Annotated in this window: 15 protein-coding genes; 5 read left to right on the top strand and 10 right to left on the bottom strand. The window is 72.6% G+C overall.

Annotated features, from left to right (window positions below):
* Positions 1 to 7: 7 nt before the first annotated feature.
* From HD593_RS29305 to HD593_RS29270, 8 genes are all read right to left on the bottom strand, one after another.
* Positions 8 to 1,489 carry an ArnT family glycosyltransferase gene (locus HD593_RS29305; RefSeq protein WP_185105245.1) on the bottom strand — a complete coding sequence of 494 codons (1,482 nt, stop codon included), beginning with the start codon at positions 1,487 to 1,489 and terminating at the stop codon, positions 8 to 10.
* Positions 1,490 to 1,548: 59 nt separating this feature from the next.
* Complete coding sequence (locus HD593_RS29300; RefSeq protein WP_185105244.1) at positions 1,549 to 2,226, bottom strand: response regulator; 678 nt, start codon at positions 2,224 to 2,226, stop codon at positions 1,549 to 1,551.
* Positions 2,223 to 3,335, bottom strand: a complete 1,113-nt coding sequence (locus HD593_RS29295) for a sensor histidine kinase (protein ID WP_185105243.1) — start codon at positions 3,333 to 3,335, stop codon at positions 2,223 to 2,225. The genes HD593_RS29300 and HD593_RS29295 overlap by 4 nt, the downstream gene beginning before the upstream one ends.
* 101 nt (positions 3,336 to 3,436) lie before the next feature.
* Entirely contained in the window at positions 3,437 to 3,937 is a 501-nt protein-coding gene (locus HD593_RS29290) for a MarR family winged helix-turn-helix transcriptional regulator (protein ID WP_185105242.1), read from the bottom strand.
* A 64-nt stretch (positions 3,938 to 4,001) separates the two neighbouring features.
* Positions 4,002 to 4,970 (bottom strand): glycine betaine ABC transporter substrate-binding protein, encoded by a 969-nt coding sequence (locus tag HD593_RS29285; RefSeq protein WP_185105241.1) that lies wholly within the window; start codon positions 4,968 to 4,970, stop codon positions 4,002 to 4,004.
* 41 nt (positions 4,971 to 5,011) lie between these two features.
* A complete protein-coding gene (locus HD593_RS29280; RefSeq protein ID WP_185105240.1) occupies positions 5,012 to 5,782 on the bottom strand; it encodes an ABC transporter permease in 771 nt (256 codons plus the stop codon).
* Positions 5,772 to 6,758: an ABC transporter ATP-binding protein gene (locus HD593_RS29275; RefSeq protein WP_185105239.1), complete on the bottom strand. Its 987-nt coding sequence runs from the start codon at positions 6,756 to 6,758 to the stop codon at positions 5,772 to 5,774. Before HD593_RS29275 ends, HD593_RS29280 begins: the two co-directional genes overlap by 11 nt.
* Positions 6,745 to 7,398: an ABC transporter permease gene (locus HD593_RS29270; RefSeq protein WP_185105238.1), complete on the bottom strand. Its 654-nt coding sequence runs from the start codon at positions 7,396 to 7,398 to the stop codon at positions 6,745 to 6,747. Before HD593_RS29270 ends, HD593_RS29275 begins: the two co-directional genes overlap by 14 nt.
* 171 nt (positions 7,399 to 7,569) lie before the next feature.
* On the opposite strand from HD593_RS29270, the gene HD593_RS29265 reads away from it, so the two are divergent.
* The 5 genes from HD593_RS29265 (at position 7,570) to HD593_RS29245 (ending at position 14,158) form a co-directional block, all read left to right on the top strand.
* On the top strand, positions 7,570 to 8,346 hold the full coding sequence (locus HD593_RS29265) for an IclR family transcriptional regulator (protein ID WP_185105237.1): 777 nt from the start codon (positions 7,570 to 7,572) through the stop codon (positions 8,344 to 8,346).
* A 98-nt stretch (positions 8,347 to 8,444) separates the two neighbouring features.
* The gene (gene boxB, locus HD593_RS29260; RefSeq protein ID WP_185105236.1) at positions 8,445 to 9,923 is read left to right on the top strand and encodes a benzoyl-CoA 2,3-epoxidase subunit BoxB; all 1,479 of its coding nucleotides are present in this window, start codon (positions 8,445 to 8,447) and stop codon (positions 9,921 to 9,923) included.
* 72 nt (positions 9,924 to 9,995) lie between these two features.
* Entirely contained in the window at positions 9,996 to 11,666 is a 1,671-nt protein-coding gene (gene boxC / locus HD593_RS29255) for a 2,3-epoxybenzoyl-CoA dihydrolase (RefSeq protein ID WP_221525036.1), read from the top strand.
* 2 nt (positions 11,667 to 11,668) lie between these two features.
* Complete coding sequence (locus HD593_RS29250) at positions 11,669 to 13,234, top strand: benzoate-CoA ligase family protein (RefSeq protein ID WP_185105235.1); 1,566 nt, start codon at positions 11,669 to 11,671, stop codon at positions 13,232 to 13,234.
* A 48-nt stretch (positions 13,235 to 13,282) separates the two neighbouring features.
* Positions 13,283 to 14,158 carry an amidohydrolase family protein gene (locus HD593_RS29245; RefSeq protein WP_185105234.1) on the top strand — a complete coding sequence of 292 codons (876 nt, stop codon included), beginning with the start codon at positions 13,283 to 13,285 and terminating at the stop codon, positions 14,156 to 14,158.
* Positions 14,159 to 14,212: 54 nt separating this feature from the next.
* Here HD593_RS29245 and HD593_RS29240 read toward each other — a convergent pair whose 3' ends face one another.
* Together HD593_RS29240 and HD593_RS29235 are read right to left on the bottom strand one after the other, a co-directional pair.
* Complete coding sequence (locus HD593_RS29240; protein WP_185105233.1) at positions 14,213 to 15,415, bottom strand: RNA polymerase sigma factor; 1,203 nt, start codon at positions 15,413 to 15,415, stop codon at positions 14,213 to 14,215.
* Entirely contained in the window at positions 15,412 to 15,750 is a 339-nt protein-coding gene (locus HD593_RS29235) for a YciI family protein (protein WP_185105232.1), read from the bottom strand. Before HD593_RS29235 ends, HD593_RS29240 begins: the two co-directional genes overlap by 4 nt.
* Positions 15,751 to 15,756 lie beyond the last annotated feature (6 nt).

Below are 15,756 nucleotides of genomic sequence, written 5' to 3'. Positions count from 1 at the left end.
TCGCTCCTCAGCTCGCGTGCCGGAAGCCGGCCCAGGCGCTCGTCCATGGCGTACGCGGTCCCGAGCAGACCGTGATGGGCAGGCCCTGCTCCTCGTTCTCGACCCCGGTGCCGTGGTCGACGGCCCCGGCGGACTCACAGGTGGTGAAGCGCGGCCGGAGCCGCTCGGGCGGCAGCCCCACCGCGACCACCGTCCGCGCCGTTTCGGGCGGCGGCCCCTGGTGCCACAGCTCGTTGTGCCCGCTGTAGACGGGAATGCCCGGCGCGAACCGGTTCAGTGCACCGGCCTCGCCGTAGTTCGAGGTGATCACGACCGTTCCCGGCGGGTGCGCCCGGTACACCCCGGCCACCTGGGCGGCGAACTGCGGCCAGCCCACCGACTCCCTGGGCACCTCGTTGGGCGAGGAGCCGAGCGCCGCCAGTGGGAGCAGCGGCAGCGCGATGGCGATCCCGATGACCGAGCCGCCGAGCAGCCCCCACCACACCGCCCGCGACCGGGCGCGGCGGGCCCGCATCCACGTGGCGGCGGGCACGCAGCCGGCCGCGAAGGCGAGGATCAGGCTGCCCGCGACGTAGTCGGCCCGCCCTCCCGACACCCAGCCGAGCAGGATCGTCACCAGGACCGCGATCGCCAGTGGCCGGGTCTCCCGCCGCCGGCACAGCCACCACCACCCGGCGACGGCGATCACGAACGCCCCCATGCTGAGCAGCGCCACCAGCATGGGCACGAACATGATCCGGTTGATGGGCTCGCTGAGCGTGGCGGCCATGGTGAGCTGGGGCCAGCCGTGGACGGCCTGGTAGATCACGTTCGGCGACGCGAGCAGCGCCGCGAGCGCCGCCCCGGACCAGAACCACCTGCCGGCGAACCAGGCCCGCGGCCCCTTCGCCGCCGGCCCGGCCGGGACGAGCAGGCCGATGGCCAGCCCGGCGAGCAGCAGCAGGATGAGGTGCTTGTTGAACGTGGCGGCCCCCGCCACGGCCCCCGCCGCCGGCCACCACCGCCCGTCGCCGCGCAGCAGGGCACGCAGCACGCACAGGACGCAGGCCGTCCAGAACACGAAGTCGGCCGACTGCGTCAGCAGGGTGTGCCCGGCGAGCAGGGGGAACATCCCGGTGCCGAGCCCGGCGGCGGCGAGAGTCTGCGCGCCGCGCCCGCCGCCCAGCTCCCGCGTGATGGCGACGCCGAGCAGGATCAGCGCCCCCGCGCACAGGGCGGGCACCACCCGCAGCCCGACGACGGTGTCCCCGAACAGCGCCGTGGACAGCCGGGCCAGCAGCGGGGTCAGCGGCGGCTGGTCGAAGTACCCCCAGGCGGGGGTCTGGCCGAGCAGCCGGAAGTAGAGCTCGTCGCGGTGGTAGCCGTACCACGGGCTCAGCAGGAGCAGGACGGTCACGACGGCGGCCGCGACGGGGCCGGTGGCCCGCCAGGCGATCGGCGGGAGCGGGGGAGCGGTGGTGCGCCGGAGGCCGGGCGTCTGGGCAAGCATGGCTTCACGGTCGCCGACCACCCGCCCGCCCGTCGTCTGGCCGGGGGCGGAACCCGGAGTCAGACCCCGGGCATAGGCGGCGGCTCCCCTGGGCGGACCACGCCGTGGTCGAAGGCGAAGACGACCGCCGCGGCCCGGTCGCGGACCGCCAGCTTGGTGAAGATCCGGCCGACGTGGGTCTTGATCGTGCCCTCGCCGACGACGAGCCGGCGGGCGATCTCGGCGTTGGTGAGCCCCCGGCCGATGAGCTTGAGCACGTCGAGCTCGCGGGAGGTGAGCTCGCCGAGCCGGCGGACGGCATCGGGGTCGGTCACCGGATCCGTACGGTAACGCCGCAGGACCCGCCCGCAGACGGCGGGATCCAGCCAGCCGTCGCCCGCCGCCACGGCGCGCACGGCCCGCTGGATGTCCTCGGCCGGGGCGTCCTTGAGGCAGAACCCCGACGCGCCGGCCCGCAGGGCCGCCGCGAGCACGCCGTCCTCGCCGAACGTGGTCAGCACCAGGACGCGGGCTGCCGGATCCGCGGCCAGCAGGGCCCGCGTGGCCTCGACGCCGTCCATGTGCGGCATCCGGATGTCCATGACCACGGCGTCGGGCCTGGCACGCGCGACCTCCGCCAGCGCCTCCCGGCCGTCGGCCGCCTCGCCGACCACGTCGAACCCGTACGGCTGCCGCAGGATCGTGCGCAGCCCCGCCCTGGCCAGCTCCTGGTCGTCGACCAGCACCACCGAGATCATGCCGGCAGCTCCGCCCGCACGACCCACCGGTCGTCCTCGGGGCCGGCGGTGACGTGGCCGCCGACCAGGCGCACCCGGTCGGACATCGCGCGAAGTCCCATGCCGCCATTGTGCCGGGACGGGCGTCCGGGCAGGGCGTTGGAGACCGTGGCCAGCACGGCGCCCTCCTCCGAGACGCGCAGCCGCACCTCGACGGGGCACCGTGGCGCGTGGCGGGTGGCGTTGGCCAGGGCCTCCTGCACGAGCCGGTAGAGCACCATCCCGGCCGCCGGGCCCACCGCGGGCAGCTCGCCCTCGACGTCCGAGTCCAGCTCCAGCCCCGCCGTCCGGTACTCCTCGAAGAGCTCGGGCAGCCGGGGCGCGGTCGGCTGCGGGGCGGCCACGGCGGGATCGGAGCCCTCCTCGGCGAGCACGCGGACCACCTTGCGCAGCTCCGCCATGCTCTGCCTGGCCAGGCGTTCGGCCTCGGCGATGCCCGCCGCCGCCTCCCTGGGGTCGTGTTCGAGCGCCAGCCGTACGCCGCCCAGGTGCAGCACCGTCACGGCGAGGGTGTGCGCGACGATGTCGTGCAGGTCGGCGGCGAGCCGCTGCCGCTCGGCCAGCGCGGCGGCAGCGGTGGCGGCGCTCTCCGCCCGGTGCAGCCGCTCGCCCACCGCGATGCGGTACCGCACGGCCCAGCACCCCCAGAAGACCAGCGTCACGGCGGCCAGCCAGTTCGGCCAGCCGGGGTCCGGCGAGGTGAACGCCGCCGCGCCGACCACGGCGAGCGAGGCGAGCCACATGGCGATGCCCGGCCACAGCCGCAGCGTCAGCGCGACGAGCCCCGTGTAGAGGACCAGAAGGAACCAGCCGATGCTGTTGATCGCGAGCGCCGTGAGCGCGGCGACGGCCGCCGGAGCCAGGAGCCCGGCGACCTCGGCGGGGCGGCGCGGTGCCGTGCGGACGATGACGAGGCAGGCGGCGACGAAGGCGGCCCCACCGGCGAGCGACCAGGCCGTGGCGGCCGGCCACGCGCAGTCGCAGCCGCGCGTGCTCGTCTGCGCCCACGTCAGCCCGACCAGCAGCAGGAGCAGTCCGAGGCCGGCGGGGAACAGCCAGCGGGGAGTCATCACCACATCGTAGGAACGGCCGGTGCCCCGCGCATCCGCCCCCGGGGATACCCGCCCTCTGCCCACGGTCAGAGGGCGCGCGGCCGGAGAGCCGCCCGAGGTTACCGATCCGGCCAGCCGAGGGGGTACCGCATGGTCGCGGGCGGCTCGCCGCCCGCCCTGTTGAACGCGGTCATCGCCGCGATCAGGTTCCGCGCCTCCTCGGGCGTCAGGCGCGAGACGATCGCGGCGATCTCCTCGCCGCGGCGGCTGGTGACGTCGTCCACCAGCCGCCGGCCCTCCGGGGTGAGCCGCATGAGCGTCTCGCGGCGGTTGTGCGGGTTGACCTCGCGGACGATCAGTCCCGCGGTGGCGAGCCGGTCGGCCATCCGCGAGGCCGTGGAGCTGTTGACCGCCAGCGCGTCGGCCATGGTGACGAGCTTGGTCTGGCCGTGCGCCGACAGCACGACCAGCATGCGGAACTGGGGGAGCGTCACCCGGTCCTGTACGGCGGCCAGGGAGCGGGCGGCGATGGCGACGAGCAGCCGCGAGCCCGTGAGGACGGCCGAGATGACGGCCTGGAGATCCTCGGTGTCCACCTGGTCCGGGGAGCGCTCTTTCACCCGACCAGTTGTACACGGTCCGGGCGCCGGGCAGGGGACGGCGCCGGCCGCCCGCCGCGGGCCGTCAGGCGTCGCCGCCGAGGAAGCCCCGCTCGCCCAGCCAGTCGGCGCTGACCTTGCCCGGTTCCTCGCCCTCGACGTCCACGCGGGCGTTGAGCTGCTGCATGGTGGCGTCGTCCAGCTTGGCGATCACCGGCTGGAGCACCTTCTCCAGCGCGGGATACTTCTCGTACGTCTCCTGCCGCACGGTCACGGCCGCGTTGTAGATGGGGAAGAACTTCCTGTCGTCCTCCAGCACGGTCAGGCCGAGGGCGGCGATGCGGCCGTCCGTGGTGAAGACCTCGCCGAAGTTGCAGGTCTGGCCCTTGTCGGTCTCGGTGTAGACGACCCCGGTGTCGAGCAGGTTCACCTGGTTCTTGGGGATGGCCAGGTCGTAGGCCTTGGACAGCCCGGGCAGCCCGTCGTCGCGGGTGGAGAACTCGGTCTCGATGCAGAGCGTGACCTCCTGGGGCTTGGTCTTGAGAAGCTCCGCCACGTCGGAGACGGTCTTGACGCCCAGTTCCGCGGCCTTCTCGGAGCGGATGGCCAGGGCGTAGGTGTTGTTCAGCGGGGTCGGGCCGATCCAGTGGATCTTGTTCTTGGCCAGGTCGGCCTCCGCGGTGGCCTTGAACTGCTCGGCCGAGTCCTGGATCGGCTTGGTGTTCTTGAGGAACTCGATCCAGCCGGTGCCGGAGTAGTCCCAGTACAGGTCGATCTCGCGGGATTCCAGGGCCTTGCGGTTGGGGACGGTGCCGCCGAGGTTGGTCTTGTCGACGACGTCCGCGCCGTGCGCCTTGAGCACCTGTACGGCGATCTTGCCGAGCATGATGTTCTCGGTGAAGTCCTTGGAGCCGACGATGAACTTGGCTCCGGCCAGCTCGTTTCCGGCGCTGCCGGATTCGACGGCGTCGGCGGTGCCGCAGGCGCTGACGGTCGTCAGGGCCAGCGCCGCGGCGAGCAGGGTGAGGGTCGTCCGGTGGGGACGGTAACGCATGAGGAGAGACGCCTCTCGGTAGGGGACTACAGGGGAGGAGGTCACATGCCGCGCGGCTTGAGCAGGTGCTCGGCCAGGCCGCCCAGCCAGTCGATGAGGAAGGCGATGGCCGCGGTCAGCACGCCGCCGACGATGGTGACGGGCATGCGGTTCAGCTTGAGCCCGTTGATGATCAGCTCGCCGAAGCCGCCGGCGGCGACGAAGGCGCCGAGCGTGGCGACGCCCACGGTGAGCACGAGCGCCGTGCGCAGCCCGGCCAGGATGGCGGGCACGGCCAGCTTGAGCTCGACCCGGCGCAGGATCTGGCCCCTGGTCATGCCCATGCCGCGGGCGGCCTCGATGAGCGCAGGATCGACCTGCTGCACCCCGACCATGGTGTTGCGCAGCACGGGCAGCACGGCGTAGGCGACCAGGCCGACGAGCGCGGTCTGGAAGCCGACGCCCATCAGGAACGTGGCCAGCACCAGCAGGCCGATGCAGGGCACGGCCTGGCCGAGGTTGCCGATGGTGAGGATGACCGGGGCGATGAGCCGGTTGCGGGCGCGCGAGGCGACGACGCCCAGCGGGATGGCGATGGCCACGACGAGGATCGTGGCGGCGATCGTCATCTGGAGGTGCTCGACGGCCTTGGCGACGATGACGGCCCGGTTCAGGCTGCGCTGCTCGATGGAGTCGAGCTCCAGGGTGCCGACCCAGGCGTACAGGGCGATCAGCACGACGGCGACGGCGGCCGGGGTGAACAGGTGGCGCAGGATCGGGAGCCGGCGCCCGGGCGTGCGGGCCTGCCCGGCGTACAGGGTCTCAGCGCTCACCGGCGCTCACCGTCTCGGCCGGGGAACCCACGGCCGCGCACAGGGCGGCGTAGGTGAGCACGCCGGAGGGCGAGCTGCACCGGTCGGTGCCGTGGGCGAGCATGAGGTCCAGCGCCTCGCGGAGGCTGGCGTCGGCGGCCACCTGTGGCAGCCGGGGGTCGGGCGCCGGGTAGGCGACCGGCAGGTCGGCCACCTGCAGCAGCGCGAGCCGCTTGAGCGTGGCGTCCTGGCCGATGAAGCTCGCGACGTAGTCGTCGGCGGGGGCGGCGAGGATGGCGGAGGGGGTGTCGTACTGGGCGATGTGGGAGCGTTCGCGCAGGATCGCGATGCGGTCGCCCAGCTTGATGGCCTCCTCGAAGTCGTGGGTCACGAAGATGATGGTCTTGCGCAGCTGCTTCTGCAGGCGGGCGAACTCGTTCTGCAGGTGCTCGCGGGTGATGGGGTCGGTGGCGCCGAACGGCTCGTCCATGAGCATGACCGGCGGGTCGGCGGCCAGCGCCCGGGCGACGCCCACGCGCTGCTGCTGGCCGCCGGAGAGCTGGCGGGGGTAGCGGTCGCGGAAGAGCGACGGCTCCAGGCTGACCAGGGCCAGCAGCTCCTCCACCCGTTCGGCGATCTTCGCGGCCGGCCAGCCGAGCAGCTTCGGGACCAGGCCGATGTTCTGGGCGACCGTCTGGTGGGGGAACAGGCCGACCTGCTGGATGGCGTAGCCGACGTGGCGGCGCAGCTCGTCCGGATCGAGGCCGAGCACGTCCCGGCCGCCGATGCGGATCTCGCCGGAGGTGGGCTCGACCAGCCGGTTGATCATCTTCATGGTGGTGGTCTTGCCGCAGCCGGACGGGCCTACGAAGACGACGAGCTCGCCGGCCGGGATGTCGAGGGTGACGTTGTCGACCGCTGGGGCGGGCTGCCCCGGGTAGTGCTTGGTCAGCGAGCGCAGCTCGATGCGCACGCCTTCGGTGTCACGGTCGAACACGAAGCCCCCTCGGGGTGGTCAGTTGGCGGACGGCGTAGAAGAACAGGTCGAACAGGATGGCGATGACGACGATGCCGAGCGTCCCGGCGAGCGTGGCGTTGAGCGAGTTGACCGAGCCGAGCCGGGACAGGCCCTCGAAGATCTGGTTGCCGAGGCCGGGGCCGTCGACGAACGCGGCCGTGGCGGCGATCCCGATCAGCATCTGGGCCGAGATCCGCACTCCGGTGAGGATCAGCGGCCAGGCGAGGGGGAGCTGCACCTGCAGCAGCACCCGGGCGCGGCTCAGGCCCATGCCGCGCCCCGCCTCCACGGTGGCGGCGTCGAGGCCGTTGAGCCCGGTCACGGTGTTGCGGATGATCGGCAGGAACGCGTACACGGTGAGGGAGACCAGCGTCGAGCCCCAGCCCAGCCCGGTGATCGGGATGAGCAGGGTGAGCAGCGCCAGCGAGGGGATGGTCAGCACCGCGGCGGACACCGCGACGGAGCTGCCCCGCGCTCTCGGCGAGTCGTGGGACAGCAGCCCGACGGCCACGCCGACCGCGGTGGCGATGGCCAGCGCGACGGCCACGACCAGGGCGTGCTCGGCGGCGGCCAGCGAGAGGGTGTCCCAGCGTGAGACCACGTACTCGCCGAAACTCATGGAGCTACCCCGCCTTCGCCTACGCTTGCATGGATTCGCAAACGTATGCGATCTGTTGCGATGAGCGCAAAATCAGATGCAGCTAGCGCAACACGAGTGCAATGCTTTCGTTACGAACGGACAGGGATGAGCGAGAAGGCGTCGGTGTCCTCGGCAGGTCTACGCCGGGACATGGAAATCCTTGAAGTACTCGCAGGTCACGGCGATGAACGCGACGCCGACGGGTTCGGTGTGAGCTGGATCGCCGAGCGGCTCGGCAGGGAGAAGAGCCAGGTCTCGCGGGCACTGCGCGCGCTGGAGCTCGAAGGCATGGTCGAGCGGGATCCGCTCACCCGCCGCTACCGCCTGGGCTGGCGGCTGTTCGCGCTGGCCGCGCGCACCCAGCACGCGCGGCTGGTCCGGGTGGCCACACCCTACGTACGGCACCTGGCCGCCGCCTTCGACGAGGACGCCTACCTGTGCGTGCTGCGCGGCTCCATGGTGCTGACCCTGCTGTCCGTCCCCTCGTCGCGGGCCTACCACCGCGTCTGGGAGGGCGTCTCCATCCCGGTGATCATGGCCGCCGCCGGCAGGTCGCTGCTGGCCGAATGGGAGGAGGGCCGGGTCCGCGAGCTGCTGCGGGCGAGCCTGCCCTCCGGCCTGGACAGCGCGGTCGGCAGCGAGGACTCGTGGCTGGCCGACCTCGCCCACGTCCGCTCCGCCGGGTACGCGATCTCGGACGTCGAGCTGGAGGACAGCCAGGCCGGGGTCTCGGCGCCCGTACGCGACCACCGGGGGCTGATCGCGGCCGCGATCAGCGTGTCCATCACCCGGCGGACCTCGCAGGAACGCCTGCACGAGATGGGCGCCGTCGTGGCGGGGGAGGCGCGTGAGCTCTCCGCAGCGCTGGGCCTGCCCCCGGCCGGCGCGCCCGTCCCGCTCGCCCGGCAGGCCGGAAGGGCCCTCTGACCTGCCGGTTCCGATTATTTGCTACAAGCAGCTTCTACGTCGTTAGGAAAATGTGGCATTTTGAGGGAGGCGGACACTCTCATCGGCAAGGAGTAGCCATGGCCACCGATCCCCGTACGTGCGCGGCACCCGCGCCCACCGGCCCGCTCAGCCGCGTCGACTACAGCGAGCGCATCCCCAACAACGTCGACCTCGCCGGTGACCGCCGCCTGCAGCGCGCGCTGGAGAGCTGGCAGCCGAAGTTCCTGGACTGGTGGAAGACGCTCGGCCCTGCCCTGCCCACCAAGGACGTCTACCTGCGCACCGCCGTCGCCGTCGGCCGCGACGGCTGGGCGCACTTCGAGCACGTCCCGATGGAGGAGTACCGCTGGGGCATCTTCCTGGCCGAGCGCGACCCCGACCGGAAGGTGAACTTCGGCAAGCACAAGGGCGAGCCCGCCTGGCAGGAGGTGCCCGGCGAGCACCGCGCCGACCTGATGCGGCTGATCGTCGTCCAGGGCGACACCGAGCCCGCCAGCGTCGAGCAGCAGCGCGTCCTCGGCAACACCGCGCCCAGCATCTACGACCTGCGCAACCTCTTCCAGGTCAACGTCGAAGAGGGCCGCCACCTGTGGGCCATGGTCTACCTGCTGCACGCCTACTTCGGCAGGGAGGGGCGGGAGGAGGCCGAGCAGCTGCTCAAGCGCAACTCCGGCGACCTCGACGCGCCGCGCATCCTCGGCGCGTTCAACGAGCAGACCACCGACTGGCTGCAGTTCTTCATGTTCACCTACTTCACCGACCGCGACGGCAAGTACCAGCTCGGCACCCTGAAGGAGTCGGCGTTCGACCCCCTCGCGCGCACCTGCCAGTTCATGCTCAAGGAGGAGGCCCACCACATGTTCGTGGGCACCACCGGCGTGCAGCGCACCCTGGAGCGCACCGCCGCGCTCATGAGGGAGCACGGCACCGCCGACATCCTCCCGTACGGCGGCATCCCGCTGGACATCATCCAGAAGTACCTGAACTTCCAGTACTCCGTCTCCCTGGACCTGTTCGGCTCCGAGCAGTCCACCAACGCCGGCAACTACTACACCTCCGGCCTGAAGGGCCGCTGGATGGAGACCCGCCGCAAGGACGACCACGTCCTGCTGGAGGCCACCCGCGAGCTGCGCCACGTCGAGGACGGCCGGATCGCGACGAGGACCGTGCCCATGCTCAGCGCGCTCAACCTCGACCTGCGCGACGAGTACGCCGCCGACTGCGCCCACGGCGTGCGCCGCTGGAACCAGGCTCTGGAGGACGCCGGCCTGGACGAGCGGCTCCACCTGCCGCACGAGGGCTTCAACCGCAAGGTCGGCGTCTACGCCGGCCACCACGTCACCCCGTACGGCGAAGTCCTCGACGAGGCCGCCTGGCGGGCCCGCGCCGACGAATGGCTCCCCACGGACGAGGACCGCGAGAAGGTCGCCTCCCTGATGATCCCCGAGTACGAGTACGGCAAGTTCGCCGGCTGGATCGCCCCGCCGAAGACCGGCATCAACGACCAGCCGGTCGAGTTCGACTACGTGCACCTGGCCGACGAGGGGCTCCTCTAGCCGTTCTACAAACCCTTGACGCTACTTGTCCAGCGAGTCGAACATGAAGGTCCCGAACCCCCGGAGCCCGCATTGACTGTCACCGCCGGAACCCCGCCGATGGTCCGCTTCGCCACCTCACCCGACCGCTACCGTCACTGGACGCTCGAGGTGGACGGGCCGGTGGCCACCGTCACGCTGCGGGTCGACGAGCAGGGCGGCCTCCTCCCCGGATACGAGCTGAAGCTGAACTCCTACGACCTCGGCGTGGACATCGAGCTGTACGACCTCGTGCAGCGGCTGCGCTTCGAGCATCCCGGGGTCAAGGCGGTCGTGCTCACCGGCGGCCTGGACCGGATGTTCTGCGCCGGGGCCAACATCCGCATGCTCGCCCAGTCCTCGCACGCCTGGAAGGTGAACTTCTGCAAGTTCACCAACGAGACCCGCAACGGCATCGAGGACGCCACCGAGCACTCCGGCCAGACCTGGATCGCCGCGCTCAACGGCACCGCCGCCGGCGGCGGCTACGAGCTGGCGCTGGCCTGCGACCAGATCGTGCTCATCGACGACGGCTCCTCGGCCGTGTCGCTGCCCGAGGTGCCGCTGCTCGGCGTGCTGCCCGGCACCGGCGGGCTGACCCGCGTCGTGGACAAGCGGCACGTGCGCAAGGACCGCGCGGACCTGTTCGCCACCAGGCCCGAGGGCTTCCGCGGGAAGACCGCGCTCGCGTGGGGCCTGGTCGACGCCACCGTCGCGCGCAACGCCTTCGGCGCGGAGATCGCCAGGCGGGCCGGCGAGGCGGTGCGTACGTCCCGGCGCCCCCCGGCCGCGGAAGGCGTGGCGCTGACGCCGCTCGACCGCAAGGACGAGGGCGACAGCATCACCTACCCCTACGTGTCCGCCCTGCTCGACCGGGCGAAGCGCAGGGCCGAGATCACGGTGTCCGGCCCGCACGACGCCCCGCCAGGCGACCCCGTCGCCCAGGGCGCGAGCTACTGGCCGCTGGCGATGACCCGGGCGCTGGACGACCTCGTCCTCCACCTGCGGACCAACGAACCGGACCTCGGCATCTGGGTGCTGCGCACCGCCGGCGACCCCGGACGGGTGCTGGCCTACGACGCCCAGCTCCACACCACGCACGACTGGTTCGTCAACGAGGTGCGCCACTACTACAAGCGCACGCTCAAGCGGCTCGACGTCACCAGCCGCAGCCTCATCGCCGTCATCGAGCCGGGCACCGCCTTCGCCGGGCTGCTGGCCGAGCTGGCGCTGGCCGCCGACCGGCAGTACATGCTGGAGGGCGTCTACGAGGACCGCGACGACGACGCCACCCCGGCCGTCCTCGTGCTGACGGCCGCCAACGACGGCGACCACCCCATGGGCAACGGCCTGTCCCGGCTGCGGTCGCGCTTCTGGGGCGACGACGCCGGCCTGGCAGCCGTGCGGGGCCGGCTGGGCGAGCCGCTGGACGCCGCCGCCGCGCAGGAGCTCGGCCTGGTCACCGTGGCCCTGGACGACCTCGACTTCGAGGAGGAGCTGCGCATCGCGTTCGAGGAACGGGCCTCGCTCTCGCCCGACGCGCTGACCGGCATGGAGGCCAACCACCGCTTCGCCGGCCCCGAGACCCTGGAGACGAAGATCTTCGGCAGGCTCACCGCCTGGCAGAACTGGATCTTCGTCCGGCCGAACGCGTCCGGCCCCGACGGCGCGCTGCGCCGCTACGGCACCGGCCGCAAGGGCGACTTCGACCTCGGGCGGGTGTGATCATGGACGGGTTCAACGCCGGTAGCTGGCTCGTGCACCGCCACGTGGCCGAAGGCCGCGGCGACCGCGTCGCCGTCCGCGCCGGGACGACCACCCTCACCTACGCCGGGCTGTCGGACCAGGTCGCCGTGGCCACCGCGGGGCTGCGCGGGCTGGGCCTGCGGCGCGACGACCGGGTGCTCTTCGTCACCAACGACGACGTGCCCATGTTCACCGGCATCCTGGCGGCCTTCTGCGCCGGGTTCGTCGCCGTGCCGGTGTCCACGATGCTGGGTGCCCGGGAGCTCGGCGCGATCATCGCCGACTCCGGCGCCGTCGCGGTGGTGGCCGGCGCCGAGTACGACCTGCGGCTCCGGGAGGCGCTCGCCCTGGCGCCCGGCGTCCGCCACCTGGTGTGCGACGGCCCGCAACCGCTTCCCGCGCCTCCCGGCGTCACCTCGCTGACCTGGCAGGACCTCCTCGCGGCAGGGGAGAAGGCGCCGGCCGCGCTGCGCGAGCCCGCCGGCACGGTGGACGACTCCTGGGCGCTGTGGCTCTACACCTCCGGCACGACCGGCGCCCCCAAGGGCGCCATGCACCGCCACGCCAACCTCCGGCACGTCTGCGAGACGTACGGCGACCGGGTGCTCGGCATCCGGCCCGGCGACGTCTGCTTCTCCGTCGCCAAGCTCTTCTTCGCCTACGGCATCGGCAACTCGATGTTCTTCCCCCTCTCGGCCGGCGCGGCGACGCTGCTGGAACCGCGCCGCTCCAGCCCCGCCGTGGCCGCCGAGCGCCTGGCCGCCGACCGGCCGACGCTGTTCTTCGGCGTCCCCACCTTCTACGCCGCGCTGCTCGCCGCCGGCCTGCCCGAGGACACCTTCACCTCCGTACGGCTCGCCACCTCGGCGGGAGAGGCGCTGCCCGCGCCGCTGCAGGACCGGTTCACCCGGCGCTTCGGCGTGGAGATCATCGACGGCCTCGGCTCCACCGAGGCCCTGCACATCTTCCTGTCCAACCAGCCCGGCGACGTGCGTCCCGGCACCACCGGCAGGCCCGTCCCCGGCTACGACATCGAGCTGCGCGACGCGTCGGGCGCCCTCGTGCCCGACGGGCGGCCCGGCTCCCTGCACGTGCGCGGCGCGTCCCTCGCCCTGGGCTACTGGCAGCGGGCCGAAGCCAGCGGGGCCGTGTTCGCCGGCGGATGGCTCAGCACCGGCGACACCTACGTGCGCTCGCCCGACGGCTACTACACCTGCCTCGGCCGGAGCAACGACCTGCTCAAGGCGGGCGGCATCTGGGTCTCGCCCGTCGAGGTCGAGAGCCGCCTGCTGGAGCACCCGCAGGTCGAGGAGGCCGCGGTGGTCGGGCTGGCGGACGAGCACGGGCTCGACAAACCCGTCGCCTGCGTCGTCGCCAAGGGCGGGGTCACCGCCGAGGAGCTGATCCAGTGGTGCCGTGACGGACTGGCGGCATTCAAGCGACCCCGGCGGGTGATCTTCCTGGACGGGCTGCCCAAGACCGCGACCGGCAAGATCCAGCGCTTCAAGATCCGCGAGCTGCTCGCGAAGGAGGCGGCCGATGAGTGACCCCGGCGAGCCCGCCCGCCCCGGCACCGCGCCGATCGAGGACGGGCCATGATCGACGGCCTCCCGCTCGTCGACGCGCACGTCCACGTGCCCGTGCTCGGCACCCTCAAGCCCGCCTGGCTCCGATGGGCCCGCGACTTCGGCCCTGACGGTCTCCTGGAGGACATCTGGGACTCCGGCGGCAGGCCCCGCCCGGCCCGCCTGGACGAGCTCTTCGCCGCCCAGGGCGTGGACGTCGCGCTGCTGTTCTGCGAGTACAGCCCCAAGGCCACCGGCACGCAGGCGTTCGAGGACCTGCTGCCGATCGTCGAGCAGAACGCCTCCCGCTTCCGCCCCGTCGCCAACGTCAACCCCCACCTGCACTTCCCGATCGCCACCGAGGTGCGGCGGCAGCTCGACCTGGGCGCCGCCGCGCTCAAGCTGCACCCCGTGCACGGCGGCTTCCGCTGCGACTCCGCGGCCCTCTACCCCGCCTACCACGTGCTGGAGGAACGCGGCGTGCCGCTCGTCGTCCACTGCGGCACCAGCTCCTTCCCCGGCTCGTCCAACGAGAACGCCGACCCGGCCTTCCTCATCCCGGTCATCAGGGACTTCCCCGGGCTCGACGTCGTGCTCGCCCACGGCGGGCGCGGCTGGTGGTACGACGCCGCCGCCTTCCTGGCCCTGTCGAACGAGACCGTCTGGCTGGAACTGTCCGGCCTGCCGCCCAAGCGGCTGCCCGAGTACTACGCCCGCCACGACCTCACCCGCCTCGCCCGTAAGTGGATCTTCGGCACCGACTGGCCCGGCGTGCCCGGCATCGCCGCCAACGCGCGCGCCGTCGCCGGGCTGCTGCCGGACGAGGTGGCCGCCGCCGTTCTCGCCGGCAACGCCGCGAACGTCTACGCCGGCCTGCACGTGGCCGGCGAGCACCGCCGGGCCTGATCGCGCAGGATGGCGGTCTGGTGCGAGCGCGGCGGTGAACCGCGGGTCAGGTCGTCAGTCCCAGCCGAGCCGCTGCTCCAGCAGCGCCTGCTGGGCCGGATTGGCGGTCAGTTCCAGCGCCCGCTCGTCGGCCCGCCGCGCCTGTTCGCGCCGGCCCAGCTCGCGCAGCAACTCGGCCCGGGTGGCATGGAAGAGCGGGTACCGCTCCAGCACCTCGCCCAGATCAGCCAGCTCGGCCAGGGCCGCCTCCGGGCCCTTGACGTGCCGCAGGGCGACCGCCCTGTGCAACCGGGTGACGGGCGAGGGCGCCAGGTGCAGCAGCATGTCGTACAGCACCAGGATCTGCGCCCAGTCGGTCTCCGCGAAGGTCGCCGCCTCGGCGTGGCAGGCCACGATCGCCGCCTGCAGCTGGTACGGCCCCGGCCGGCGGTGGCCGCGGGCGGCCCGCGTGAGCAGCGCCGTGGCCTGTTCGATGGCCTGCCGGTCCCACAGCCCGCGATCCTGGTCGGCCAGCAGCACCAGATGTCCCTGCGCATCGAAGCGGGCCGCGCCCCTGGCCCGGTGCAGCCGGATCAGTGCCAGCAGCCCGGCCACCTCCGGCTCCCTCGGCACCAGGTTCGCCAGCAGCGCGGCCAGCCACTCGGCGTCGTCCACCAGATCCCGCGCCTGGGCCCGCTCCGCCGTGCTCGACAGGTAACCCTCGTTGAACAGCAGGTAGATGACCGCCAGCACCTCGCCGACGCGCCGCGGCAGCTCCTCCCCGGCGGGGATCCGGTACGGGATCCCGGCCTCGCCGATCTTCCGCTTGGCGCGCGTGATGCGCTGCGCCACCGTGGACTCGGGCACGAGGAACGCGGCGGCGATCTGCGCGGTGGACAGCCCGCACACCACGCGCAGCGTGAGCGCGATCTGCGCGGCCCGCGACAGCGCCGGGTGACAGCAGGTGAAGATCAGCCGCAGCCGGTCGTCGGGCGCGGCGGGCGCCGGCCAGGTGAGCCGGGCGAGCTTGGCCCGGTAGTTCGACTCCCGGCGCAGCACGTCCAGCCCGCGCCGCCGGGCCACGGTGAACAGCCACGCGTCCGGCCGCTCCGGCACCCCCTCCGCCGGCCAGCGGCGCAACGCGGTCTCCACCGCGTCCTGCACCAGGTCCTCGGCGGCGGAGAAATCGCCCAGCAACGACACCAGCGACGCGGCCAGCCGGCCCGCGTGCTCGCGCACCACGCGGGCCAGCACCTCCTGACTCACGCCCCCGGTCATGCGACGGGACGGATCTCCACGACGGGGCAGGCCGGCCAGGAGCGGGCGATCCTCAGCGCCTCGTCCAGGTCGGCCACCTCGACCTCGGCGAACCCGCTCACCACCTCCTTGCCCTCGACGAACGGCCCGTCGGTGACGACCGGCTCGCCCTGATCCAGGCGCACCGTGGTCGCGGTGTGCACCGGCGCCAGATGCGTGTGATGGGTGATCTGCCCGGCGTGGTCGGCGAACCACTGCCCGACCGCGGCGTAGGCGGCCTGCTGCTCCAGCTCGCCCATCGCCTCCAACTGCGCGGCGAACTCCTCGGTCTCGACGAACATCAGCACGTACTTCATGCCGGA

The organism is Nonomuraea rubra (assembly GCF_014207985.1).
Classification (GTDB): Bacteria; Actinomycetota; Actinomycetes; order Streptosporangiales; family Streptosporangiaceae; genus Nonomuraea; species Nonomuraea rubra.
Note: the sequence above shows the minus strand (reverse complement) of the source record. Positions and strands in the feature narration are given on the sequence as shown.

Bases quoted from the DNA above. Each gene is read 5' to 3' on its own strand.
- HD593_RS29305 (WP_185105245.1), bottom strand. From the start codon at position 1,489: ATGCTTGCCCAGACGCCCGGCCTCCGGCGCACCACCGCTCCCCCGCTC.
- HD593_RS29300 (WP_185105244.1), bottom strand. From the start codon at position 2,226: ATGATCTCGGTGGTGCTGGTCGACGACCAGGAGCTGGCCAGGGCGGGG.
- HD593_RS29295 (WP_185105243.1), bottom strand. From the start codon at position 3,335: ATGACTCCCCGCTGGCTGTTCCCCGCCGGCCTCGGACTGCTCCTGCTG.
- HD593_RS29285 (WP_185105241.1), bottom strand. From the start codon at position 4,970: ATGCGTTACCGTCCCCACCGGACGACCCTCACCCTGCTCGCCGCGGCG.
- HD593_RS29270 (WP_185105238.1), bottom strand. From the start codon at position 7,398: ATGAGTTTCGGCGAGTACGTGGTCTCACGCTGGGACACCCTCTCGCTG.
- HD593_RS29265 (WP_185105237.1), top strand. From the start codon at position 7,570: ATGGAAATCCTTGAAGTACTCGCAGGTCACGGCGATGAACGCGACGCC.
- boxB (WP_185105236.1), top strand. From the start codon at position 8,445: ATGGCCACCGATCCCCGTACGTGCGCGGCACCCGCGCCCACCGGCCCG.
- HD593_RS29250 (WP_185105235.1), top strand. From the start codon at position 11,669: ATGGACGGGTTCAACGCCGGTAGCTGGCTCGTGCACCGCCACGTGGCC.
- HD593_RS29245 (WP_185105234.1), top strand. From the start codon at position 13,283: ATGATCGACGGCCTCCCGCTCGTCGACGCGCACGTCCACGTGCCCGTG.
- HD593_RS29240 (WP_185105233.1), bottom strand. From the start codon at position 15,415: ATGACCGGGGGCGTGAGTCAGGAGGTGCTGGCCCGCGTGGTGCGCGAG.
- HD593_RS29235 (WP_185105232.1), bottom strand. From the start codon at position 15,750: ATGAAGTACGTGCTGATGTTCGTCGAGACCGAGGAGTTCGCCGCGCAG.